At 45.6% G+C, this 26,710-nt stretch carries 15 protein-coding genes; 13 read left to right on the top strand and 2 right to left on the bottom strand.

What is annotated here, in order from left to right:
- Window positions 1–66: 66 nt before the first annotated feature.
- The 6 genes from LZG74_RS20620 (at window position 67) to trmB (ending at window position 8,929) form a co-directional block, all read left to right on the top strand.
- Window positions 67–3,078: a tetratricopeptide repeat protein gene (locus LZG74_RS20620; protein WP_233798387.1), complete on the top strand. Its 3,012-nt coding sequence runs from the start codon at window positions 67–69 to the stop codon at window positions 3,076–3,078.
- A gap of 42 nt (window positions 3,079–3,120) precedes the next feature.
- A complete protein-coding gene (locus LZG74_RS20615; RefSeq protein ID WP_233798386.1) occupies window positions 3,121–4,791 on the top strand; it encodes a TonB-dependent receptor in 1,671 nt (556 codons plus the stop codon).
- Window positions 4,792–4,819: 28 nt separating this feature from the next.
- On the top strand, window positions 4,820–5,911 hold the full coding sequence (locus LZG74_RS20610) for an SPOR domain-containing protein (RefSeq protein WP_233798385.1): 1,092 nt from the start codon (window positions 4,820–4,822) through the stop codon (window positions 5,909–5,911).
- A 105-nt stretch (window positions 5,912–6,016) separates the two neighbouring features.
- Window positions 6,017–6,943: a hypothetical protein gene (locus LZG74_RS20605; protein ID WP_026628769.1), complete on the top strand. Its 927-nt coding sequence runs from the start codon at window positions 6,017–6,019 to the stop codon at window positions 6,941–6,943.
- 8 nt (window positions 6,944–6,951) lie between these two features.
- A complete protein-coding gene (locus LZG74_RS20600; protein WP_233798384.1) occupies window positions 6,952–8,253 on the top strand; it encodes a folylpolyglutamate synthase/dihydrofolate synthase family protein in 1,302 nt (433 codons plus the stop codon).
- Window positions 8,254–8,269: 16 nt separating this feature from the next.
- On the top strand, window positions 8,270–8,929 hold the full coding sequence (gene trmB, locus LZG74_RS20595) for a tRNA (guanosine(46)-N7)-methyltransferase TrmB (RefSeq protein ID WP_233798383.1): 660 nt from the start codon (window positions 8,270–8,272) through the stop codon (window positions 8,927–8,929).
- Window positions 8,930–8,988: 59 nt separating this feature from the next.
- Here the strand turns inward: trmB and gap are convergent, their stop codons facing one another.
- Window positions 8,989–10,002 carry a type I glyceraldehyde-3-phosphate dehydrogenase gene (gap, locus tag LZG74_RS20590; RefSeq protein ID WP_233798382.1) on the bottom strand — a complete coding sequence of 338 codons (1,014 nt, stop codon included), beginning with the start codon at window positions 10,000–10,002 and terminating at the stop codon, window positions 8,989–8,991.
- A gap of 411 nt (window positions 10,003–10,413) precedes the next feature.
- Here gap and LZG74_RS20585 point away from each other — a divergent pair, with 411 nt between their 5' ends.
- The gene (locus LZG74_RS20585) at window positions 10,414–11,229 is read left to right on the top strand and encodes a 2,3,4,5-tetrahydropyridine-2,6-dicarboxylate N-succinyltransferase (RefSeq protein WP_233798381.1); all 816 of its coding nucleotides are present in this window, start codon (window positions 10,414–10,416) and stop codon (window positions 11,227–11,229) included.
- A 232-nt stretch (window positions 11,230–11,461) separates the two neighbouring features.
- Window positions 11,462–11,896, top strand: a complete 435-nt coding sequence (locus tag LZG74_RS20580; protein WP_233798380.1) for a helix-turn-helix transcriptional regulator — start codon at window positions 11,462–11,464, stop codon at window positions 11,894–11,896.
- A 45-nt stretch (window positions 11,897–11,941) separates the two neighbouring features.
- Here LZG74_RS20580 and LZG74_RS20575 read toward each other — a convergent pair whose 3' ends face one another.
- On the bottom strand, window positions 11,942–13,855 hold the full coding sequence (locus tag LZG74_RS20575) for a gliding motility-associated C-terminal domain-containing protein (protein ID WP_233798379.1): 1,914 nt from the start codon (window positions 13,853–13,855) through the stop codon (window positions 11,942–11,944).
- 309 nt (window positions 13,856–14,164) lie between these two features.
- Between LZG74_RS20575 and LZG74_RS20570 the strand changes: the two genes are divergently transcribed.
- From LZG74_RS20570 to LZG74_RS20550, 5 genes are all read left to right on the top strand, one after another.
- On the top strand, window positions 14,165–17,398 hold the full coding sequence (locus tag LZG74_RS20570; protein ID WP_310589356.1) for a TonB-dependent receptor: 3,234 nt from the start codon (window positions 14,165–14,167) through the stop codon (window positions 17,396–17,398).
- Between the two features lie 11 nt (window positions 17,399–17,409).
- Window positions 17,410–18,918 (top strand): RagB/SusD family nutrient uptake outer membrane protein, encoded by a 1,509-nt coding sequence (locus LZG74_RS20565; protein ID WP_233798378.1) that lies wholly within the window; start codon window positions 17,410–17,412, stop codon window positions 18,916–18,918.
- A 330-nt stretch (window positions 18,919–19,248) separates the two neighbouring features.
- Window positions 19,249–21,552, top strand: a complete 2,304-nt coding sequence (locus LZG74_RS20560) for a DUF1549 domain-containing protein (RefSeq protein ID WP_233798825.1) — start codon at window positions 19,249–19,251, stop codon at window positions 21,550–21,552.
- A 175-nt stretch (window positions 21,553–21,727) separates the two neighbouring features.
- Window positions 21,728–23,155, top strand: a complete 1,428-nt coding sequence (locus tag LZG74_RS20555) for a DUF1501 domain-containing protein (RefSeq protein WP_233798377.1) — start codon at window positions 21,728–21,730, stop codon at window positions 23,153–23,155.
- Between the two features lie 342 nt (window positions 23,156–23,497).
- Window positions 23,498–26,701, top strand: coding sequence for a TonB-dependent receptor (locus LZG74_RS20550; RefSeq protein ID WP_233798376.1), 3,204 nt, complete (start codon window positions 23,498–23,500; stop codon window positions 26,699–26,701).
- The last annotated feature ends 9 nt before the right edge of the window (window positions 26,702–26,710 follow it).

The raw sequence follows: 26,710 nt of genomic DNA, 5'->3' as shown, positions 1-26,710 counted from the left end.
AATACTCTTTAAAAAGATATGGTTAATGACATTAATTCAAATCAAAAATTTACCAACTCAGTCTCTATGGTTTTTAAACACGGCGCCTCCACTTTCGGAATGCTTTTATATGTTGGCGCATCTTCGGTTTTTGCTCAGAATACATTAAGCGTAACCGAACCCGAAGCCCATTTTCGAAATGGCCTGGAATATTATGAAAAGTCCAACTACGTGGCAGCCAGGCAGGAATTCAACGAGTTTTTAGGTACGGATGATAAGTTGCTGAGCACCACGGACTATAACAAGGTTACGGCGGAATACTATGTGGCAGTTACAGGCTTGTATCTGAACTATCCCGAAGCGGAAGTACAAGTGGACCGTTTTGTGAAAAACCATTCAGAACATCCGAAAGCACAGCAGATTTATGGAGATCTCGGCCGGTATTACTACGAATCCGGACAATATGAAAAGGCCATTACTTATCTGGATAAAGCTGTTAATGTAGGAGGAAGCGGCGCGAATAAGCTGGAAAGCACTTATCAGCTGGCTATGTCTTATTACAACACCCAGCAACTGGATGCGGCGCTGCCGTTGTTTAACCAAGTTAAAACGGAGACTTCTTTTGCCAATGCGGGCGATGCTTCGTTTTATGCAGGTGTGATTAATTACCAGAAGAACAAATTCGAAGAAGCTTATCAGGATTTTCAGCGGATCGAGGATCATCCTTACTATAAGAACGAGGCACCAAACTGGATTATCTCATCTTTATATCAATTAACGCGTTACGATGAGCTGCTAGCTTACGGCGAGAAGATCTTGAAATCGCAGAGAGGCAATACTAAACTGGATGACGTTGCTTTGTATGTAGCAGAAGTATATTACGAGAAAGGCGATTATGCTGCCGCTGTAACTTCATACGAGCGTTACAAGCGAATGAAACCAGGCGTTGTGCCTCCGACGGTGGCATTACATTATGGTCATGCGCTGTTCAGAAGCGGTAACTATGAAGGTGCAATAACAAACTTGAAACCCGTCGGGCCGGGCAAAGATTCTGTTTCGCAGTACGCCTCATATATCCTGGGAATCAGCTACTTAAAGACTTCTAAGTTAACTTATGCTTTAACAGCATTTGACAATGCCGCTAAGCTTGACTTTAACCCTGTTGTTAAAGAAGAAGCCGCTTACAACCATGCAAAGGTTCAATTGGAGTCTGGAAACAACAATGAGGCCGTAAAGGAGTTTAATGACTTCATGGCAAGATATCCTGAAAGCAAACATACAGAGGAAGCAACCGAATTAGTAGCAGAAGGATATGCCAGCGCAAGCAACTCGGTTGGGGCAATAAAGTACATTGAGGGCCTTTCCAAGCGGAATGCTAAAATAAATGGCACCTATCAGAGGCTTACTTATAACCAGGGAGTCCTCGATTTCAATGCGCAGAAGTTTGATAACGCTATTGTGATGTTTGATAAGTCCATCAAGTTTCCTATTGATGAGCAACTTTTCATTTCTGCAACATACTATAAGGCGGAGTCTACATATGGTTTGAACAAAGTAGATGAAGCTGCCAACCTGTACTCGCAGATCTCAAAAAATCCGAAAGCAGGCATTTATGCAAGAAAGAGCTTATATGCTCTGGGATACATTTACTATAACCAGAAAAAATACGCTCAGGCTTTAACTTACTTTAAGGAGTTTACGAACAACATTGAAGGCATCGAGCCGGCAATGATCGAAGATGGCTTTTCCCGGCTGGCGGATTGCTACCTGGCTGCCAAGAATTATAATGAGGCGATCAAGACCTACGAGCAGGTTTCGTCCAAAGGTAAAGTGGATAAGGATTACGCATTATTCCAGAAGGCACGTGCTTATGTATACATGAACCGGGAGCAGGAAGCGCGCAGACAGTTTGATCTGCTGATCAGCCAATATCCGCAGTCGAGATATCTGGATGATGCCTATTTCCAGTTGGCCGACATTGATTTCCAAAAACAGAGCTATTCTGCTGCTGTGAAAGGTTTCACGAGAATGATCAACGAGAAACCGAAGAGCAACGCAATCCCCGCAGCATTGCTTCGTCGCGCGCAGTCATACTATAACTTGCAGGTGTACGAACAAGCGATCGTCGATTTCCGTAAGATCTTAACTGAATATGCAGACTCTCCATCCGCAAACAGCGCTTTGGAAGGGATTCAGGAAGCCTATACAGCAGTTGGACGTCCGGAGGAGTTTACGCAGGTGCTTGGCGTTGTAAGGAAAAACAATCCGGGTAACGAGAAGCTCGAAGAAGTGGAGTTCGATAATGTGCGTAACCTTTATTATGCAGAAAAATATGAGAACGCGATCAATGCATTGCAGGGCTTCATTCAGAGTTACCCGGCGAGCAAGCATCAGTATGATGCAAACTATTTCATTGCTTCTTCTTACGACAAGAGCGGCAAGGTGAACGAGGCATTGCAATATTTCAGTAAAGTGGTTCAGCAGAATAAATCAACGTTTGTTGCGGCAGCTGCACAACGCTCCGCAGAACTGGAAATCGCCCGTGGCAATTACAACAATGCGGTTTCAAACTTCCGGGTGCTGCTCCGCAATTCGGAAAGCAAGAAAGAACAGGCGCAGGCCTGGGTTGGCTTGATGGACACTTATTATACATTGAAAAGCTACGACTCCACATTATATTATGCCAAAGAAGTCATCAATAGTGGCAACCTGATCCCGGGTGCAGTGGGAAAAGCCCAGCTATATGCGGGTAAAGTGCCCTACGACCGCGGGGATCTGACAAAGGCAGCCGAAGAGTTTAAAAAGATCGCTGCAACGTCAAAAGACGAATACGGCGCCGAGGCCAGTTACTGGGCAGCAACGATTCTTTTCAAAAACAAGAAATTCAAAGAGGCTGAGACGGCGATCATTGAGATGGGCAAGAATTTCGAGGGATATGATTACTGGCGTGTAAGGTCTTTTATACTGCTTGCTGAGGTGTACGTAGGTTTGAACGAAATGGGACAGGCTAAGGCTACATTAACCTCCATTATCGATAATTCCGACGATAAAGAAGCAGTTGAGCTTGCTAAGGAAAAATTGGCTCAGATCAGTAAATAAAAAGATTCATTCCTGCGGGACTAACAGAAAATATTAAGACTCATGACGAAATCCACCGCGATACGTTCTTCCTTATTTCTATTGACACTTGGCTTTTCTTCCCAGTTCGCTATGGCGCAACGGGGCGAGATTGAGAGCCAGACTTACGAGATTGTAAAAGAAAAAAGCATTGAATTCGCACCTGCAAACCGGGTTTATGATAAAGTTGATCCGATAAAAGGTGAAACGGGCAAGAAAAAAGTTGACTACCAGATCATTGATCCGCAAATCGACCTTTCGTCGCCGAAGCTGACGCCGAGCGTAGCAGCATCATCGGACGAACAGAAACGCAAGGACGAACCGGATGTGCTGAATAATTACGTTAAGCTTGGTGCTGGTAACTACGGCCGTTTTCTGGGTGAAGCATTCGTAGGCGGCCGTCCTTCCGAAGATCTGGTTTTTACCACGCAGTTGAAACATTTATCCGCCGCCAATGGTCCGGTTGATAATAAGAACTCGGCTAATGCGTCAACCAATTTCAGGATAGGCGGTAAATACATTCGGAGCAAGTACAAGGTTGAGGCAGCGCTGGACTATGATCGTAAGAACTACTATTTCTACGGTTATCAGCCACAGCCCGAAACTGTTCAGGTGAACCGGGACAGCATCCGCCAGACGATTAATAGATTTGGTGTAGCATTGGGTTTTGAAAATACAGATGCTTCTGTGCTTGTCGATTATTCCGTGAAAACGAGCCTGCACACATTGCGCGACCGTTATGAAGCTTCCGAATTGGATTGGGGAACCAAGTTAATGGCGTCCGTGCCGCTATCGGAATCGTTTCATGCATTATTGGAAGCAGACGCCTTCGTGACCCAACGTGTAGACCGCTTCACTTATAACAGGAATCTGTTCCGGGTAAAACCAACATTCAAATACACATCCGACCTGTTCTCGGTAACCGCGGGGATTAATGTGGCCAACGAAACAGACAGCGAATTGGAGATCAACAGAACGAAAGCATTCCCGGTTCTGAACATTGACGTTGCACCTTTTGACGGGCTGCACGTATTCGCTGGCTGGAATGGAGATATGGTGAGAAATACGCTGAAAAGTATGCTGGGCGAGAACATGTGGCTGGGTCCCAATGTTCAAATACTTAACACTGATAAGGACTCTGAAATCAGTGCAGGCGTAAAAGGTGAGGGACTTGCTGGTTTCAATTATGAAGGTAAAGTTGCTTACACGCAATACAGAAATTTTTATTATTTCAACAATTCCCTGGCCGACACATCGCAGTTCTCGATCATTTATGATCCGGGCAAGACAAAAGTGCTGAGCATTTCCGGTCAGGCGGGTTACAACTTTAATGATCTGTTCAAAACGTCTGTTAAAGTAAACTTCTTTGATTACTCAGTTGCAGACCTTGAAGAACCCTGGCACCGTCCTGATCTTACGTTAAACTGGTTTAATGCGCTTGCAATCAGTAAAAAATTGTTCGTAACAGCGGATTTTTATATGCTGAGAGGAATAAAAGCAAAAATTTTCCAGAGCGGCGAAGTGACCAAACTGCCTGTTATTGCGGACCTGAATTTCAAGATTGATTATCTGTTAACCAGGAACTTCTCTGCATTTGTGGCCCTCAACAATGTGTTGGGCAAGCAGTATCAGCGTTACCAGTATTACCCGCAGCAAGGACTAAACTTTATTGGAGGATTATCGTTTTCTTTTTAACTTCGCTGAGTTAACTGAAAAAACATTCATGATAGCAGTCGAAACAGTCATCCGAAAACTTGTAGGTGAATATGAATTTGTAATCATTCCAGGATTCGGAGCATTGCTTTCGCACCAGATCCCCGCTGCTTATGATTCGATGTCGCAGACTTTTTCTCCTCCTGCTAAGAAACTGGCATTCAATGAGTTTCTTAAACTGGACGATGGACTCTTAGCCAATTACATTTCGCGTCATGAAAGCTTGTCGCATCTGGAAGCGGTTGAATATGTAAAAGGTTATACGGATGAACTTCGCCATAACCTCGAACAACACGGCCGGGCGCAGATCATGGGGATTGGGGATTTCAGCAAGAATATCGAGGGTAAGCTGGTTTTCGAGCCTAACACTGAGAAATATTTCAAGGATGAATGGTATGGTTTTGAGAAGATCAGGGCCAAGCAGGTTGATAAAAAGATAGTTCCGATCGCAGTTGGAGACAATTACATTGCTGAGGAACAGGTTGAAGTTATTGAATTAGAAGAGGATAGAACAGGCACATTCAAGTGGGTAAGATGGGCCGCTGCGGCAGCCATAGCCACATTGATCTGCAGTTTGAGTGTGTTTTTGGTCAATTCAAGAAACGGCGACATTCAAAGCACATTGAACCCATTCACCGAGTTGTTTGCCAAAGCAGAAGCAACGAATGAGGAAAAATCGGAAACGACCGTTGTTGAACCGGAAACTGTTAAACCAACCGCACAACCAGTCTTAATCACTGATTCTGTTGCTGTAACCAATTTGTCAGTTGAAACTGCGAAACCTTTAAAGGATGATTCAGTTAAGGCAAAAATGGCAATCCCGGCGGTTAAGCCAGAGCCGGCTGCAACCATCGAGCCAGCATCGTCTTCTAAGTTCTATGTGATCGCAGGAACATTTAAAGGGATCAAGCAAGCAAAAGTGCTCCTGGCCCAGTTAAAGGAAAAAGGATTTGAGGACGCCAGCATTTTGCCTCCTGACCGGTTTGGTAAGAAGGTGAAGGTGGCAACGAACGGATACGGCACCGAGACCGATGCTTACCGCGCCTCTAATAAGCTGAAAGGAGTGATCGGAGAAGCGGGCTGGGTTTACAAGAAAAAATAATCTAAAAAAGCATAGAGAAGGAAGCATTAAAGTGCTTCCTTTTTTCGTAACACACGATTTTTTTTAAATTTACGTTGTTGAAACAGAAAAATAATAGCAAATACAATGATTGTATTACAAGCCGAAGATCGTCAGAGAATTGCAGTGTCCTGGGCTATGTCCATAGGGATCACCATCGCAATGCTTGGCATATTCTTCTTTATCAGGCTGAACAGCTCAATACCCAAAGTGGCTCCTATGGAGCTTTTTGTGGAAGTGAACTACGGAACTGACAAGGTCGGCCGCGGCGACGTGCAGACGTTTAACAAGCCTAATGACAGCAAGGTCGCTGAAAATATGCGTGCAGATGCGGATGAGGTGAAAAAGGTTAAGTCTGTTGCGACACCCAAACCAACACCGCCGACTCCTCCGAAGATTGAGCCGGTGAAACCCACAAAAACGGTTGCTGAGAAGCCTGTAATTACATCCAAGGCTGAGAGCCCGGTGGAAGCGCCTGAGAAGAATGAGAGCAAGAAATCGACCGGTTCCGAAGCTTCATCGGCCCCGGCTGCCAAGCCGACCCCTGAAAAGGCAGTTAATAAGGATGCATTGTTCACAAAATCATCCGGAAGCAAGTCGGGAAGCAATGGCACAAACGGCACAAAAAGCGGCGTGGGTGGCAATAACAATGGCGATGATGCAGACGGCGTAGGTGACAAGGGTTCTAAAACTGGAAGCTTGTTTGCCAAGACATATAAAGGTGAAGGCGGCGGTGGCGGAACGGCAGTAGGGTTGAGCCTATCCGGTTGGAGCTGGTCGAGAAGGCCGGTTGTGGATGATAATTCGGATGCTACGGGCGATATTACATTCAAAATTACCGTAGATAAGAATGGCCGTGTGAAGAGCATTATCACGCAAAACACAACAGTTACGGATTATTCAGTTGTTAATAAATACAAAAGCGCAGTGCGCGATTTGACCTTTATCCCAAAGTCATCAAACGTGCCAGACGAATCGGTAGGAACGATCACATTTAAAATCCGTTCCCAATAGTCCTCAGAATGAATTACCAGGAAACATTGGATTATCTGTATAGCCGCCTGCCGGTTTTTCAGAACATTGGGGCCCGTGCTTTTAAGCCGGGCCTTCATACTACCCGGGAGCTTTGTAACTTTCTCGGTGATCCCCAGAATCATTACCCGACCATCCATATTGGCGGAACCAACGGCAAAGGGAGCACATCTCATATGCTTGCTGCTGTGTTGCAGCGAGCCGGTTATAAGGTCGGGCTTTACACATCACCCCATTTAAAGGATTTTCGGGAGAGAATCCGGGTTAATGGCCAATTTGTAACAGAAGAGTTCATTATCGACTTTATCAGCGAAAATAAATCTAACATCGAAAGATTGTCGCCTTCATTCTTCGAAGCGACTGTTGCCATGGCATTTTCGTATTTCTCGAAAATGGAAGTGGATGTTGCGGTAATCGAGGTTGGGATGGGCGGAAGGCTGGATTCGACTAACATTATAACACCAGAACTGTCCATAATTACCAACATCAGCCTGGATCACACGCAATATTTAGGCGAGACGCTGGAAGAAATAGCCGCTGAAAAGGCTGGCATAATTAAACCGAACATTCCAGTCGTAGTCAGTGAAAAGCAGTCCGATTCTATCAGCGGTTTGCTTTCGAATGCAGCTCTGAATGCGGATGCACCGATTATCTATGCTTCCGACCACTATAACGTGCAGAAGAAAAGTCTTAGGGATGGCTTGTTGGAAGTAGATGTAGTTGAAAAAGAAACGCTTACGAGCATCTTTAAAGGGTTGCGTTTAGACCTTACCGGTGCTTATCAGTTAAAGAACATTGCAGGCGTTGTAGCAGCGATTCAGACATTAAGAAAAAAGGGTTGGATGCTTCCTGACTCGCAAGTAAGGGAGGCTCTCTCGGCTGTCACTAAAATCACAGGCTTAAAAGGACGCTGGCAAAAACTCAGTGAAAAGCCGGATGTTTATTGCGATACCGGCCATAACACCGCCGGATTAGCGTCCGCGTTAGAGCAATTTGAAAGCGTCGCGACCGGCGCACAGCGATTTGTTGTTGGCTTTGTCGGCGATAAAGACATCACTTCCATGCTGCAATTATTTCCCTCTGATGGGGTATTTTATTTTTGTCAGCCCTCCAATTTGCGCGCACTGGATGCCAGGGAGCTGACACAGTTGGCCGCGTCGTTTGGCTTAATTGGAAGAGCCTTTTTGAATGTAAATGATGCATTGAATGCTGCAATCGGTGATTCCAATCCACAGGACACTATTTACGTGGGCGGAAGCACTTTTGTAGTGGCCGACATTGAAGATTTGTAATAGATTATTGAATAGAATGACCAGAAGAAAGTTAGAACACTACAAGTTTAGCGCCGACGCCGCGAATGTTATTGAAGCAGGAAAACCCTTATACACCCAAATCAAAGGCCATTGGAATAGTTTATACTTTGAAAATGATTATCCGGTTGTCGTTGAGCTTGCCTGTGGGAAGGGTGAATACACCATTGGATTAGGCAAGCAGTTCCCTGAAAAGAACTTTATTGGGATGGATATCAAAGGAGACCGCATCGCAAGGGGCAGTCTGATCGCGACTGAGAACAAACTTAATAATGTTGCCTTTTTGCGGGCAGGCATACAGTATGCAGATGAATTTTTTGAAGACAATGAGCTCAGTGAGATCTGGCTTATTCATCCGGATCCGCAGGTTAGGGACCGGGACGAGAACAAAAGGCTGACTAATCCTCAATTCCTCGCGCGCTATGCGAGATACTTAAAGCCGGGAGGCATGTTTTACCTGAAAACTGACAGCACCTTCCTATACGAGTACAGTCTTGAAAAACTGAGCGAATCGGAAAGCTTTACGATCATCGAGCATACGGCTGATCTTTACGAGTCGCATCTGCACGACGAGCATTATGGGGTCAAGACACATTATGAAAGCATATTTGTATCAAAAGGATATACGATCAAATACATTAAAGCAGTTGTCTCTTAAACAAAACGGCCTTTTTATCGATTGATAAGAAGGCCGTTTTCGTTATACTTATCTGTTTATTACTTGCCGATCAGGCTGGCAAAGTAGTAAACTGTTCTTACTAATTGAGATACGTAAGACATTTCATTGTCGTACCAAGCCACAGTTCTAACGATCTGTGTATCACCAACTTTCTGAACTCTTGTTTGCGTAGCGTCGAAAAGCGATCCGTAGTTGATACCGATGATGTCGCTGCTAACGATTTCGTCTTCCGTGTAACCGAAGCTTTCGTTAGATGCATCTTTCATAGCAGCATTGATCTCTTCAACCGAAGTTTCTTTTCCAAGAATAACAGTTAATTCAGTCAATGAACCAGTCAATGTTGGTACACGTTGTGCAGAACCGTCCAGTTTTCCTTTCAATGCAGGAAGAACAAGTCCGATTGCTTTAGCAGCACCTGTGCTGTTAGGAACGATATTCTGTGCAGCTGCACGAGCTCTTCTCAAATCACCTTTTGGATGCGGTGCATCTTGTGTGTTCTGATCATTTGTATATGCGTGGATGGTGGTCATCAAACCGTTCACGATGCCGAATTTCTCTTCCAACACCTGAGCCATTGGCGCAAGGCAGTTGGTTGTACAAGAAGCACCGCTGATGATAGTTTCAGAACCGTCCAGAATGTCATGGTTAACATTGAAAACGATTGTTTTCAAGTCGCCGGTAGCGGGAGCGGAGATAACCACTTTTTTCGCGCCAGCTTTAATGTGCGCACTTGCAGACTCCTGGCTTGTAAAGAAACCTGTACATTCCAGAACAACGTCTACTTCATGTGATGCCCAGGGAATTTGAGCAGGGTCACGTTGTGCATATATTGCGATATTTTCTCCATTGACAACAACTGAATTGTCAGTAGATTTCACATCAGCATCAAAACGGCCATGGGCAGTGTCATATTTAAGCAGGTGGGCCAGTACTTTTGGGCTGGTAAGGTCATTGATAGCAACTATATCGATGCCTTCCATATTATAAATCTGACGGTAAACCAGACGGCCGATCCGGCCAAATCCATTGATAGCAACTTTTACTTTAGACATGTCTTTCTAGTGATTGTTTATTACTGACGCGAAATTAACAAAAATGTGCCCTTATTTAAAGGATTTGCATAAAAAAGTCGATCGAAGATCAATTCTCTTACTACTAATTATATTAGTAAAATTGCGATAATACTATTAGTTTTAGTAATTTCGGGTTTTTACTAAATATGTTAGTATATATTTCTGTTGAATTTATTTATTCCGTTTGATTTATGTCTTTATATTTGTCTGGGAGGGTAGGGTAGCTGGCTTCACTACGTCGATACACCTCCCTAGCAGATTTTGAAGTGAAATATTGTCTATTTTAAAGATTTGGCGATAACTCGGTTTTTAAGGGTTTAATTTTACAACATCTCATAACTAACTATAATACAGTACTTTAAAACAATTTAACTAATCCATTACTTGAACATGTTTGTTGCAGAAAAGATTGAGTCTTATTGGTCAGGCCGGGAATTATTAAAGGATCCTGCTGCCATAAATTACATCAAAGAAGTTATTGAAGAGGTCGATAAAGGCAGACTGCGGGTGGCCGAACCGCAGGAAGACGGATCATGGAGGGTAAATGAAGCGCTGAAAAAAGCCATCATTCTATATTTTCCTATTCAGCAGATGTCTGTTAGCGAGGTTGGCATCTTCGAATATCATGATAAAATGAAATTGAAGACAGGTTATGACAAGCTAGGCGTTCGGGTTGTACCACCAGCCGTTGCGCGCTACGGTGCATACATATCAAAAGGTGTTGTATTGATGCCGTCGTACGTTAACATTGGCGCATACATTGACGAAGGCACAATGGTCGACACCTGGGCAACTGTCGGCAGCTGCGCGCAGATCGGCAAGAACGTTCACCTGAGCGGTGGCGTAGGGATTGGCGGCGTGCTGGAACCTGTACAAGCTGCGCCTGTTATTATAGAAGACGGTGCGTTCATTGGTTCACGCTGCATTGTAGTGGAAGGTGCGCACATTGGTAAAAGGGCGGTTTTGGGAGCAGGCGTAACAATCACCGGGAGCTCGAAGATCATAGATGTAACAGGCTCTGAGCCCGTAGAATACAAAGGTTTTGTTCCGGCAGACTCAGTGGTTATCCCCGGCACGCTTCCAAAGGAATTTGCCGCCGGAACCTATCATGTTCCCTGTGCATTGATCATCGGAAAACGCAAAGCCAGCACTGATCTTAAAACATCCTTAAATGATGCATTGCGTGAAAACAATGTGACAGTTTAAGTTGATAAATTATGTTAATGAAGAGCGTTATCCTGCATAGCGCTCTTTTTTTGTGTCTCAGATGTTTGAATGCTCACAAGAAGCTATAAATGAAGCCATTTATTAATGTAAATGGGTTGTTGTTTACATTAATAAATAGCTACCTGAAATAATGTTACATTATTAAACTTAACATTTGTAAATATAAATTGCGTTTAATAACTTGCATGTAACATTGTAAACTGAGCATTACGTGGATTTAAATGATAAAATCAAACAAATTTTGGCTGACAAAAATATGTCGCCGTCCATATTTGCTGATGAGATCGGCATCCAGCGATCCAGCATGTCCCACATTCTTGCAGGACGTAACAAACCAAGCCTGGATATCGTACAGAAGATTGTCAAGCGCTTCCCTGAACTGGGAACGAATTGGATATTAGATGGTGAAGAGCTTCCAAACAGCTCTCCTGAATTTTTATCGGACGGTCAATCTAACCATTTAGAAACCCCTGCAACAGACAAAAGTCCGGCTGCACGGGATGTAAACCTTCCTCTAAAACCAGGCGCAGGCAATAAGAATTTTAATAGAACAATACCGGTCTCAACAAACAACCCTTCCGATATCCGCCGGATCGAAAAAATTCTAATATTCTACTCAGATGGGACGTTTGAGGAAGTAAGATAGAAGCATCTAACAATGTTAGATTTTCTGCCACCAGTATTACAGATTCTATTTAAGAAGGAGAATAGTCCCGGTAAGGCTCGTTTCGGCGGTTTTTATCGTATACGGATAGCTTCCTGCCGGGACTGGCGTGTTGTCTTTGTATTTTCCGTTCCATGGATCCTGATATCCCTGAGAGGCATAAATTACCTGGCCCCATCGATTATAAATTCGCATTTCAAGGATCTGATCTTTGGCATTGAATATCTCAAAACGATCATTATGGCCATCGTCGTTTGGTGTAAACGAAGTAGGGATATGCATTTTAGCTATCACATAAACTTCCGTAGATGCTTCCGCCTTACATCCGTTTTCAGATTCTACAACAATAGTATAAGGGGTATCAACAAGCGGGCCAACCACAGCATCACGTTCGTCATTTGCTGACACCAGGCCATCCGGTGGTGACCACAAATACTTATATGTGGTCGGTTCGGAAGGTTCAACCTTGGGCTGCAATGTCACTTTGGACCCTTCCACTACGCCCTTTCTTGCAGGGAGCGTTACGGAAACAGATTCTTTTGCTACCAATATCGTGTCCGAGCCGGTGCATCCGGTTACTTCATCTGAAATTAAGAGAGAGTAAGATCCGGAATCTTTCGCTTCCAGTGTACTCTGCTTCTCATTCAAGACCGCGTTGTCTCTGCTCCATGAAAGTGCCAGTCCATTCTTTACATTTCCTCCGTTCGCAACCAATTTTGCTACCTCACCCTCACAAATGATATTTTTATCCGCCGAAATAATCGCCTCAATAGGCGGCGCAAGGGTAACATTGACCATTAGTGACGATGTATCCCGCGAACATTTCTGAGTGTAGCTTTTTATCACCGAGTAAACACCCGTGTCACTCACGGCGATGGCCGCTTCCGTTGCACCTGGAATGTTCGAGCCGTTGCGCTGCCATTGATATGACCAGTCGGCTGAACTTTCCGTTTGTAATGTAACGGGCCGTTCAGGGCAAAAGGAAACCTCAGTAACAGGAGCAGCATTCAACATAATCACCGGCTGCTCCGGCTGATCATCATTGCAATCGATCACAAGCAGCTGAAAGTCTCTACGGATCACACCGATTTTCTTGCCATTTCTATACTCTTCAACCTCCACTGCGAATACATACAAGCCCAGCCGGTTTGCGGTCACTGTAAGTTTCCCCGTCTTGTCGATAGCCAGCGGACGCGGGCCAGGAATAATATTGGATAAAGAAATGCCATTTTCCCAATCTACAAGCGGGTAGTCTGATTTTGGCGCGCTATTGCCATTAATCATATTAGGCGTTGTGTAACCCCGGTAAGGCGTTACCAATGCGTATCGAAGTTCGTCACCATCCGGGTCGGACGCTGACATGTTCATTGAAAAGGCCCGGTTACTACATATATATTGACCATTAGGAGCTGAAAACGTCGGAGAAGTGTTTCGGGTACTAACTGGTGGGAATTCAAGATAAAACACCATTCCCATCTCCCCGGGATACTTGATATTATTGACGTCCTTGTTACGGCAACATCTTTCCCACACAATGTAATAACCTCCCGGATCATTGTAGTCCTGCTCGGGCAATGCTACTGTTCCTTTATATGTGCCAATCACGGTGCTCAACGACCGGGCACTTGCGCATGCTTTGTTTTGATATTGAATGGTTTCGGAAGACAGGTAGCGCACGCGGACCTGCTGCATAAAATTGTTATCACGCTTCCGATAGATGTAAACATCCGCTGCTGCGTCCCTGTTTCCGTTCCCGTCGGGGGATGGTTCGACCAGATTATTCTTGTCCCAGAACTGGATCAGCGTAATTTCAAAATTGCCAGCATTTGCAAGCGGACGCATCAAAAGCTCGCCTCCGACGATATGATCGGCATTTACTTGCAATGAAAGGAAAACTAACAGTGGTAGAAACCACAAAATCCTTCGTAAATATCTTGTCATCAACCCAGCTGTTAAGTCCCCTACGTTCGCATAAAATTAATGATTGCCAAGCAAACGATATAATAGACAGCCAAAAATTTTGATAACGGGAATTTCAAATAAAATATTTCTCACGTCCAATTTTAATGCATTACCGGACAGTGCAGGACAGTATGAAATCGAATTACACATACTATTGCGATTAATACAATTCGAATCATTTATTGCATTTATTATATAAAAGGATCATGTTCAGCAGCAGATCAACCAACCCTCCAATCAAGATTTCATAAGTCGTCTCATCTTTTCAATCCTTAAACACCTTAGCGTATGAATGAAATTCGACAATCAAGACTGGGCGTTTGTCTACGGCTATTTGGGAAAATCGCACTGAGCCAAATGCTGGTTGGCGCGACCCTAACCGGCAGCTCAGAGGCAGGAACGTCCTCGAACCACTTAAATGGGCGCTTTGCTATGTTAGCAGACCGCTCTATTAAAGGAAAAGTGGCCGATGACAAGGGACTGGGCCTGCCCGGAGTAAGTGTCATTCTCAAAGGTTCCAGTACCGGAACCGTAACCGATTCGGAGGGGAGTTATAGTCTGAACATTCCGGAGACCGGGGAAAATGTTTTGGTCTTTTCCTTCGTCGGGTACGTTCCAAAAGAGGTGACAGTGGGAAATCAATCTGCCGTCGATGTGGAATTGCTGGTTGATACCAAGGCATTGGAAGAAGTGGTCGTGGTTGGCTATGGTACGCAACGCAAGCGCGACATTACTTCGGCGGTGTCAGTGATCAGTATGGAGGATATTGGCGAAGTGCCTAAGTCCAATGTTACGCGTATGCTGCAAGGACAAGCTCCGGGTGTTATTATTAAGCAGAAAAGTGGAACGCCGGGGCAGCAATTTGAAGTGAAAGTACGCGGGATCAGCTCATTAGGAGCAGGAAGTGACCCGTTGTATGTGATTGACGGATTTCCCGTCGGCATATCAGCCGGGCAGAACCTGAACCCCAACGACATTGAAACCATATCGATCCTGAAAGATGCAGCTGCAACCGCCATTTACGGCGCACGCGGTTCCAATGGCGTGGTTTTGATCACAACTAAATCTGCCAAGGATGGAAAGACAAATCTCAACATATCAGTAGATTATGGCATCCAGAATGTTCCTGAAAGCCGCAAAACCAAAGTGTTGAACGGACAAGACTTTGCGCAGTTTAAGCGGGAAGTTTTCATAGGGCGATATGTATTGGCTAATAAAAAACAACCTGAAGAATCGGAGATTCCCATTGATTTCAGAAATCCCGCAGATACCAAATATTCGACCAACTGGTTTGACCTGATTTTGCATAATAATGCACCTTACAAAGACATTAACCTGACATTATCGTCCGGAAAAGGTCCGATCAAATCTGTTGTTTCTGCCGGTTACTACAAGGAAGATGGTGCTCTGCAGTACACAGGATATGACCGCGCATCGTTACGCACCAATCTCGCGGGTGAAGTGAACAAGTTCATTACCATCGGGATGAACGTTGCCGGAAGTTACTCCCGCTCCAGTTTGTCCAGCACCGACGGCCGTAATGCGCAGGTTGGCTTAACATTGATTGCCGATCCACGCTATCCTGCCTATAATGAAAAGGGTGACCTGATTCCCTATTACAATGGCGTCGGTGACATTTTCGGTTTTCCCAATCCACTGTATATGCTCAAAAACATCAACCGGAACAGGAACATTGCGGATGTGCTGGCAAGCGGTTACGTAGAACTCAACATTGCCAAAGGACTGAAATTCAGGTCTTCTGTGAATGCCAAGATCAACTACAACACCTACAAGGAATACATTCCTTCGACAATCGGCTTGCCCGTGCAGACCGGAACAAATGGTGCGCCTCCGCGTCTCGCGACCGAACGGGACGACTCGGAAGAGTTGAAGAACTACGCTACTGACCAGGTTTTGACCTACACACCAACCCTTGGTAAAGATCACAGTCTGGAAGCAACAGTGGTCTATTCGGCTCAGCAGGAAGTGGTTAAGGGCTTATATGGATCTGGAAATACATTCCCGGACGACCTGACGCCGTTTTTGGGTAGTGCCACCATTCGTTCTTCCAATTCTATGGAGCGCAAATGGACGATGCTGGCCTACATTGCGCGCTTAAACTATGCATTCAGGGACAAGTATCTGTTTTCCGCCACATTCCGGCGCGAAGGCAGTTCCAGGTTTAGCGAAGGACATAAATTTGGCAATTTCCCGGCCGCTTCTGTGGGATGGAGAATTTCGGAAGAATCATTTATCCCTAAAACACCCTGGCTCACAGACCTGAAACTGCGCGCGAGCTGGGGTATGACAGGAAATAATACGTATCGCGTGAGCGCGAACAACAATTTTGGTGTCGGTCAGAATGCAGGTGATGACGGGAATTATGAAAGTTTGTCATTCCTCGGCGTGAACAACTACATTCTCGGCAACACTTTGGCCTCCGGCAAAACAGTGACGCGCTTCGCTAACCCCGAGCTTACCTGGGAAACATCCAACCAGCTGGACATCGGTTTGGATCTCGCAACATTCGATAACAAGCTGGTTTTCACTATTGAATATTATAAAAAGATCACAGATGATATGCTTCTCGGATACAGCATTCCAGCTGTTTCCGGATTCACGTCAACACTGAAAAATCTGGGTAAAGTGGAAAACCAGGGCATTGAAGTGGCTGCTAATTACCGCATTAAGGTAGGTCAGGTCAATCTGAGGACAAACGCGAACATTACATTCAACCGCAACAAAGTGCTGGCCATCCGCGGACAAAATGATTTTATCCTGCAAGGAAGCCAATATGGCGGTTACAACATTCAGCAGGTAGGCCGTCCGATCGGGATGATCTTTGGTTATCGTAAACTGGGCATCTTTAATACACAGGCTGAAATTGATGCGGCACCATTGCAGGAAGGTGCGGTGCCGGGCGCTATGATCTTTGCGGATCTGCATGGCGCAGCCGACGGCGGACCCGATGGCATTGTGTCGTATGATACTAAGGACATGACCGAAATTGGTAACCCAAACCCAAAATTTAACTGGGCCTGGACCGTCGGTGCTGACTACAAGCGTTTTGACGTGAGCGTTTTATTGATGGGCGCCTATAAATATGACATTTACAGAAATATCGAGGCGTCTACCATGAATATGGATGGTGTTTTCAATGTTTTGGAAAAAGCCAAAGACAGATGGAGATCTCCTGAAAACCCCGGCTCAAATCCGGGCGCCAAAAACTCCCAGGGCGGAACGGACTATTTTAAATGGTCTCGCGAGAGCAGCGAGCGCTATGTGTATGACGGAACGCATATGTGGATCAAAAACGTAACGATCGGCTACACACTTCCAAAGTTGAACGGCATTCTTTCTGATGCACGGATATTCGTAAATGCGGCCAACTTGTTTTTGATAACCAAATATCCCGGCAACAACCCTGACGCGGGCGTAAGAGGCGGAACGGAGCTCAACAATGACGATGAGTCTTATCCCGTTCCCAGAACATTCTCCGCAGGCCTGAAAGTCAACTTCTAAATCCCATGAAAATGAAAAAAATTACAGCAATAGGTTTGGTCGTACTTCCGCTGCTTCTGGCTTCATGCGGCGAAGATTTCCTTAACCAGACGGACCCGACGAAGGTGAATGTAGACTTGTTCTATAAAAATGAGGCGCAGGCTAAGCAAGCATTAAATGGTGTTTACGCACAGTTGCAATCTATAACCAACACCGCTTATCTGGCGGGTGAATTTCAAACGGACAACACAACCATTGACCTCAACCCGTCCGATCGCGGCGGCGCAGGCGGTTGGGAAGCATTTGAGTTTTCAACCGTCAATTCGGGCAATGGCGAGATTGCGGCCATCTGGAACAATTACTACGCTACCTTATACAATGCGAACCTGACATTGGAGCGAATCGCAGATGCGGACATTCCGGAGACACCCAAAAAGGAAATTGAAGGCCAGTTGAAATTCCTGAGAGCTTATCTGTATTTCAATCTGGTCCAGTATTTCGGTGATGTGGTGATTGTAACAAGCACATTTGCGGTTCCTGAGCCTACTTTTGACCTCACCCGGTCACCACAGGCAGATGTGTGGGCGCAGATAGAAAAAGATCTGAAAGAGGCAGTCGCTTTGCTGCCGGAGAAGTATGCCTCATCCGGCGACAAAGGTCGGGCAACCAAGGGCGCAGCTTTGTCGCTCCTCGGCAAAGCATATCTGACTACTAAAAAATATCCAGACGCCATAACCACGCTCAAAGAAGTCACTAAGCTTGGTTATACATTAAATGCTAACTATGCCGATAACTTTGATCCTGCGCCTGCCAAGAAAAACGGCCCGGAGTCGATATTTGAGATACAGTATCAGGGAGACAACGACCTGGGCGAACAGAGCAACTTTCAGTATGTGTTCGCGCCCAGGGTTTCCAAAGGGGCGGTTACAGGTTTTTCAGCGGGTGCAAACGGAGGTCGGAATTCACCCACCAATGATATGATTGCGGCATATGAAGCGGGCGATCTGCGCAAGGACCTTTCGCTTAAAACCAGTTTCACACTGGATGGCAAGGTGTATCCCGTTCCTTATGTCAGTAAATACAACTATCCCCACACAATTGTGCAACGGACCAATACAAACTGGCCGGTTCTGCGTTATTCGGATGTGTTACTAATGCTCGCAGAGTCCATTAACGAACAAACCGGGCCCACAGCCGAAGCAGCGGATTATCTGAACCAGGTCAGAAAGCGTGCCGGATTAGCTGCATCAAAAGCCACCGGCAAGGCAGATTTCCGGGCCGCGGTGCTGAAAGAAAGGAGAGTTGAGCTTGCATTTGAAAATCACCGCTGGTTTGATTTGAAAAGAACAAAAACACCTGGTGAATGGGCCGCATTCATGAATGCGCATGGAGCAGCCGAAAGGGCAAAGCCAACCGTCGACAGGGGCAATGTGCCTTTCAATTCCACTGATTATGTTTTCACGGAAAATGAATACCTGCTGCCGGTCCCTGCACCTCAGATCCTCATCAATGCTAAGTTGACGCAGAACCCCGGATACTAAGGTGGCTTATAACACTCTTACTAAATCAATAGGGAAAAACGCTGATGACGAGCGGCTTCTCCTTATTGATTTAGCAAGAAAATCATTCATTTTTTCGTTGAGTAATAGGCGTCCAAGTTTCCGGCTATTGGAATTTTTCTAAAAAACCCCGGTAATTAAATATTTAAGCAAGACAGAACAGGATAGTCTGACAACCGATTCGTTCTAGTATTGTATAACATTACAGGCCGATGCCTGTATCATATTCCTGATCCACTAATCTTCCGCATTGTGTTACTTGAAGCAACCGAAACTTTCTGGCTTTGGCAATTTTTAGGACGATTGCATCCCATGATGGTCCATTTTCCCATTGGATTGCTATTCGTCGCATTGATTCTGGAATTAATAGACTGGAAACGAAAGTCAGCACGCCTGCGCGACGCGGTCAACATTATGACATGGATCGGCGTTGCAAGCGCCGCTTTGTCCGTCACATTCGGTTTGTTACTGTCGGACGCAGAACAATCGCAGGGCGAGACATTTGAAATTCACCGCTGGGCCGGCTTCATTACATTGGGGCTGGCTATCCTGGCGACGATTTCGCTACGCAATGCCAACAGGAGCATTTACCGCTCGCTGCTATTCGTGACCGTTTTTGGCGTTTCCCTGGCGGGCCACTATGGTGCCATGATCACGCATGGCGACGATTACCTTACCAGCGTCATGCCATCATCTGTGGAGCCTGAGCAGGAACAATCCAATGAAGATCCAGCCGACTTTGTGCTTACGAACAATGGTGCGCTTAACCCGCAGCAGGTTCAGGACCTGAATGTGGAAGTCAGGACGATTTTGGCTCACAACTGTTACAGCTGCCACGGCGAAGCAAAATCCAAAGGCGATTTGCGGCTGGACAGCAAGGATGCTATCATGAAAGGGGGAGAGAATGGCGTTGTCGTTGTTCCTAACCACCCTGATAAAAGCGAAATAATCAGGCGCATTTCCCTTCCAAAAGGCGATAAGGAAGCCATGCCGACCAAGGGCAAGCGGCTTACTGAAAGAGAAATCAAAGTGCTTAAATACTGGGTTGAGAAAGGCGCATTATGGCCGGATGGCAAGCAAAAAAGCATCTACCGCGTTGCTGCCCTCGAACCGCGGATGCCCGTCCTTCCGGCTGCAAGCGGCGACATCGTACTTCCAGTAGACCGTTTGGTTAATGCATATTTTCAAAAAAACAAAATTGCCTGGAAACCGGCGGTCAATGATCGCATTTACATTCGCAGGGTTTACCTGGACATTATCGGTTTATTGCCGCCGCCTGAAAAGGTGGAAGCATTCGTTGCGGACGAACGGCCCGATAAAAGAGAACTGCTGGCAAAAGAACTCCTGAACCGTTCAGATGACTATGCTCAGCATTGGATGTCGTTCTGGAATGATGCCCTTCGGAACGACTATTCCGGAACGGGATACATTACGGGCGGCAGGTTTGACATCACCAAATGGCTCTACTCATCTTTGCAGGTTAATAAGCCATACAATTGGTTTGTGAAAGAGCTGATCAGCCCGGTCAAAGGTTCGGAAGGTTTTATTAAGGGAATCAAATGGCGCGGGACTATCAATTCCAGTCAGCGCACCGAAATGCAGGCCGCGCAGAATGTGTCGCAGATTTTCCTGGGACTTAACCTCAAATGTGCGTCGTGCCACGACAGCTTCATCAGCGACTGGAAGCTCGCCGACTCTTACGCATTCGCAAACATCTTCGCCGATACATTACTTGAAATTAACCGCTGCGACAAACCGACCGGAACAATTGCCGGAACAAAAATGCTCTTCCCGGAACTGGGCGAAATCAGCGTAAATGCAAGCACCGAAAAAAGATTGCGCGAACTCGCCGACTTTCTGGTACAACCCAAAGACGGCCGGCTTTACCGCACCGCCGTTAACCGGGTCTGGGCGCAGCTACTCGGCCGCGGCATTGTCGAACCTGTGGACATGATGGACAACATGCCATGGAGTGAAGACCTGCTCGACTGGCTTTCCTCGGATTTCGTTGCCAATGGTTATGATATGAAAAAATTGATCTACACCATTGTCACATCAAGGACATATCAGCTTCCTTCCTCATCCGTTAAGGAGGCAGCCGACATTATGGCCAACGACTACAAGTTCACCGGCATGGTGAGAAGAAGGCTCACCGCCGAGCAGTTCTCCGACGCCATCAGCACGGCATTCAATCCCATGTATGCCGATTCGGCAATCGTGTATAAACTGCTTCCAAAAGATATCAAGAAACGCCTGCCATTTGCCCGCGCTGCCTTCGTGAAAAACGACCCGTTCCAGACTTCACTCGGTCGTCCGAACCGGGAAACAGTGAGCACTTCACGGACTTCGCAAGCCAATTTATTGCAGGCATTGGAGCTAACAAATGGAAGCAAATTCACGAACACATTGAAGGAAGGCTCGAAGATATGGAAGGAGAAATATCCAACTTCTGATTCACTCGTCACGGCACTTTATCAGAATGCACTAGGACGGACACCACTCGCAAAAGAGCTGGCGGCAGCAAAACGAATCCTGGGTCCGGCACCAAATGAGGAAAGTATCCAGGATCTGGTTTGGGCGATAGCACTCGTTCCCGAGTTTCAGTTGATTTATTAAGGTTTAAATGTTAAGTATTTTTCAAAAGCATAAATCAATTAGTACTTAGCATACATAGTATAATACATTACTTTATTTATTTTTAATACATAACATAAATACAGAAAGTATTATTAATATGTGATGTAAAAATTGATAATGCTTTAATAGTGAGCTTATAAAAAAATCATTAGAGATGAACACTACCTGGAATAGGAGAGAATTTTTGCAGAGAGCGAGTGCCGCCACAATGGCAGCGCTGGCTGCGGGAGCACCTGTATCAAACATTCTTTCATCCTGCAAAGGCATATCCGGTCCAGAATCTTCGGCCGACACCGTCATTTTATTATGGATGGCTGGCGGCATGGCGCACACAGAAACCTTCGATCCGAAGCTTTATACGCCGTTCGAAAAAGACATGGAAGGCAACCGCGTGCTCAGCACTTTCAAGTCAGTTCCTACTGTTTTGGATGGCATCCATTTTTCCGACGGATTACAGTCTATTGGAAAAGTGATGGATAAGGGCACGTTGATCCGCTCATATGTGGCGGCTGATATGGGACACATTTTACATTCCCGGCATCAGTATCATTGGCACACTTGCTACGAGCCACCGCAAACAGTGGCAGCTCCGCATATGGGTTCCTGGATAGCCAAAGAACTGGGTCCAAAAAATCCGGTGATCCCCGCGTTCGTGGACATTGGACAGCGGTTCACTGTCGGAGAAGCAGAAGAATTAAAGGCCTTTCATACGGCAGGATTTCTGGGCAACGAGTTCGGTCCGTTCTTTATCCCTGACCCAAGCCAGGGCCTCGAAAGCGTGCGGCCGCCGGTGGGTATGGACGCAAAACGGTTTGAGCGCCGGAACCAGCTTTATAATGAGCTTATTAATAACAGCCCGGTAGGGGAATTCGGCAGCGATTACCAGCGCGAATCGTTGAAAAGGTCAATGGAGCAGGCATATGCATTGCTGAACTCACCCGAATCCAAAGCATTTGACCTAAGTACCGAACCAAAAGAAAGCTATAACATTTACAACACAGGCAAATTTGGCCTGGGATGCTTACTGGCACGTCGTCTCACAGAGCAAGGAGCAAGGTTCATCAGCGTAACAACTGAATATGAGCCATTTAAAGGATGGGATACGCATGAGAACGGCCATACGAGATTGCAGGAGATGAAAAAACAAATCGACGGGCCGATTGCGCAATTGATCAAAGACCTCGATAAACAGGGCTTGCTTGACCGGACAATGGTGGTACTGGCCAGTGAATTCAGCCGTGATATGATGGTGGAAGGCAAGCCAGACGCCAAAGTATTGGAACAGGTGCAGCAGCCCGACATTCTTTCAGACCTGAAATTCTACGGAATGCACCGTCATTTTACAGACGGCGGCTCCATGTTAATGTTCGGCGGCGGGATCAAGAAAGGGTTTGTTTATGGAAAGACCGCAGACGAACGTCCATGCAAAACCATCGAAAATCCGATCAAGATAGACGGCGTCCACCAGACCATTTATCACGCCCTCGGCATTGCGGAAGACACGCAGTATGAAGTAGAAAAACGACCGTTTTACACTACACCCGACGGGAAAGGAAAAGCAGTGATGGAGTTATTGTCATAATAGTTAAACTGAGTCAAAATCGCCGGGTGGTATCTCCTGGCGATTTTTTTATGAGTTATATCCAAAAAAGTCCTGCTAATTAAATATTAATTAAAACCAGACAGAGCAGGATAGTCCGTTGTATCAATCCTCCTAGTATTGCAATATATTACTATAAGAATTAATTATTGTCCTATACAAATATGACAATCCGGTTCTTTCAATCCGCCTTACCAATTCCTAAACCCTTACAAGCTATTCACCTAACCCATATTCATATGAAAACATGAACAAAGCTCCACGCCGTCAACAAAGAGAGAACGGTCCAGCCCCTGCTAGTCACTAAACCTAAAATTTCTTTTTATGAATCAATCTCGACAATCATCCTATTGTGCCCGGTTGAATTCCCTGATTAAGCTTTCACTGAGTCAAGTGCTCATTGGGACTGCTTGCGGAATTTCGGCTGTTGCAACTCCGCTTTTTACGCCTAATCCTGTATTTAATAACAAAAACATTTCCGTTGACAAAACCATTAAAGGTAAGGTTAGCGATGAAGCCGGCGAAAAAGTCCCTGGCGTAAGCATTGTACTCAAAGGATCTACGACCGGTACTGTTACCGACGCCGAAGGATCCTACACCATTAATGTGCCTGATGCAGGTGGAACTTTAATTTTTTCTTCGGTAGGCTTTCTGTCTCAGGAAGTTGCGATTGGTTCCGGTGCAACTATCGACGTAACGCTTGCAACAGACTCCAAAGCACTCACCGAAGTGGTTGTTGTAGGTTATGGTAGCCAGTTAAAGAGAGAAATTACAGGAGCTGTTCAGACAGTTAGCGCGGCAGACATTAAGGACGTGCCCGTTTCCCAGATCACGCAAAAACTGCAAGGACGTCTTGCAGGTGTGCAGATCAACCAAACCACTGGTAAGCCAGGTCAGGGAATGTCGGTCCGTGTTCGTGGCCAGGTTTCGGTTTCCGCGGGCAGCGATCCGTTATATGTCATCGACGGTTTCCCTATTACTGGTAACATTGGTGCTTTGAACCCGGATGAGATTGAAGATATTTCTGTATTGAAAGACGCAGCCTCGACCTCTCTTTACGGTTCGCGTGCAGCCAACGGCGTTGTGCTTATCACAACCAAACGTGGCAAGCCAGGTGAAACCAATGTAGGATTTACCGCTTATTACGGTATCCAGAATGTACCTAAAAAAGGCCGCGTGGAAATGCTGACAGCTCAGGAATTCGCCCAGTTCAAAAAGGAGCTTTTCGAAGACGAGAACAAAGCCGTTCCGGAAGCATTTAAGAACCCAGAGCAATATGCTAACAAAAATAACGACTGGTATGATGCAGTTTTGCGCAATGCACCGATCCAGAGTTACAACCTTACAATCACTTCCAATAAGGACAAATTGAAAACGTCGTTGGTAGCGGGGATATTCAATCAAAAAGGTGTCGTTGTAAATAACGATTACAAACGATATTCACTACGGATGAATTCTGAGTACGACGTTTCAGATAAGATACAGATCGGCTTCAACATTGCTCCTCAGTATATTTTTGATAACACCCCGAGAACCGATGGCGACCGCGGTACAGGTATCCTTTTCAATGCATTGCATACATGGCCGGTCATGCCGATTCGTGATGAAAATGGTCAACTAACTAAGGTAAACACCTTTCCAGAGGGGACCGGAAACATTTTCCAGTATCCAAACTGGGTGCGGGCAGCAGAAGAGTTAACTAATGAGAACAAGAACACCAAATTACTTGGTAACACTTATCTTGTTTACAGTCCGATTAAGGGTCTGAAATTGAGGGCCACATTGAATATTGAATACGAAAACAACAAATTTTTCTTTTTCAACCCTTCAACGGCAACCAGTAATATTAACGTAGCAATCCCGACAACGGCTGTTTCTATCCGCCAAAGTCTGGAAAATGTAGGCTGGCTGAATGAGAACACGGCTGTTTACAACCGCAGCTTCGGAGATCACAACTTTGAATTACTGGCGGGATATACCCAGCAGCGTTACCGTCAGGATTTTACGCGTATCCAGGCTGATACTTACACGGATGACAGACTTCCAACTGTTCAGGGAGCGATCAACATCAACCGCGGCGGAACACAAACCGGTGCAAACGAGTGGGCATTGACGTCTTATCTATCCCGTCTTTCCTATAATTACAAAGGAAAATATTTATTTACTGCGGCTGTGCGTGCGGACGGTTCGTCGCGTTTCGGATCAGATAACCTTTGGGGAACATTCCCGTCTGCATCTGCGGGTTGGGTCGTATCTGACGAAGAATTTCTTAAAAATGTAAGACAAGTTTCCTTTGCAAAAGTACGTGGTAGCTTTGGTGTGATTGGTAACAACAACATCGGTAACTACACACAATATGCGCTTGTGAACAACACTACCAATGCTGTTTTCGGCGGAAATGTGGCTACTGGTGCTGTTGTATCATCTTTGGCAAACAGAAACCTGGGCTGGGAAACAACCAAGCAATTTGACATTGGACTTGATTTAGGTTTATTCAACGACCGGATTCAGTTCATTTATGACTTCTACACGAAGCGGACTACCAATTTGCTTTATGCTGTACAGGTTCCGCAGGAATCGGGTTTCCCATTCTACAATGACAACATTGGTGAGATCAAATTCTGGGGCCATGAATTTTCTTTGACAACCAGAAACCTGGATGGAAAGCTGAAATGGACAACCAATGCAAACATTTCTTTCAATAGAAATAAGGTAATGGAACTTGCACCAGGCATCGATCGTGTTTACGGATCATTCCACATCACACAGGTTGGTCAACCGTTTGGTCAGTTTTACGGAATGGTGAAAGAAGGGTTTTACAGGAGCGCAGAAGATTTGGCTAACTCGCCGATCATTCCCGGACGTTCAGCAATCGGAACAATCAAACTAAAAGATGTGAATGGCGATGGCACCATTACATACGGCGGCGACGCAGATGACCGTACCATTATCGGTAACCCATTTCCTAAATTTACTTACGGAATCGTTAACGATCTGAAATATGGCAACTGGGATTTCTCTATTGCAGGATCGGGCTCGTATGGCAACGAACTTTGGGTGCGTCACCTTTACAGCACGGCCAACCTCGACGGTGTATTCAACATGGTGGCGGGCGTAAAAGATCGTTTCCGTGTTAAAAACACAACAGTTAATGGAATCGGTGTTGCGACTACGGTGATCAGCGAGGGTAATGGAATGTACGGAGCAACTAACAATGGCGGTAACTACACGGGTATCGAGAGAGACTGGAACAGCTCGCACTTTGTAGCGGACGCTTCTTATTTCACGATCAAGAACATTACAATCGGCTACAACATTGGTAAGGTGAATAAGTTTTTCAAGAATGCCCGTGTTTACGGTTCAATCCAGCAGGTTTATGTTTTCACCAAATACTGGGGCGGACCTAACCCTGAAACCAGTGCACAAGGTGATGGTAATGGTGACGGTGGTAACCTGAGCCAAGGTGTGGATTTCTCGAATTATCCGGTTCCACGTACATGGACATTGGGTGTGAACATGAATTTCTAAGCCAGCCAA

Origin of the sequence: Dyadobacter sp. CY327 (assembly GCF_021390415.1) — a bacterium.
Classification (GTDB): Bacteria; Bacteroidota; Bacteroidia; order Cytophagales; family Spirosomataceae; genus Dyadobacter; species Dyadobacter chenhuakuii.
This window is presented reverse-complemented; position numbering and strand designations above follow the sequence as displayed.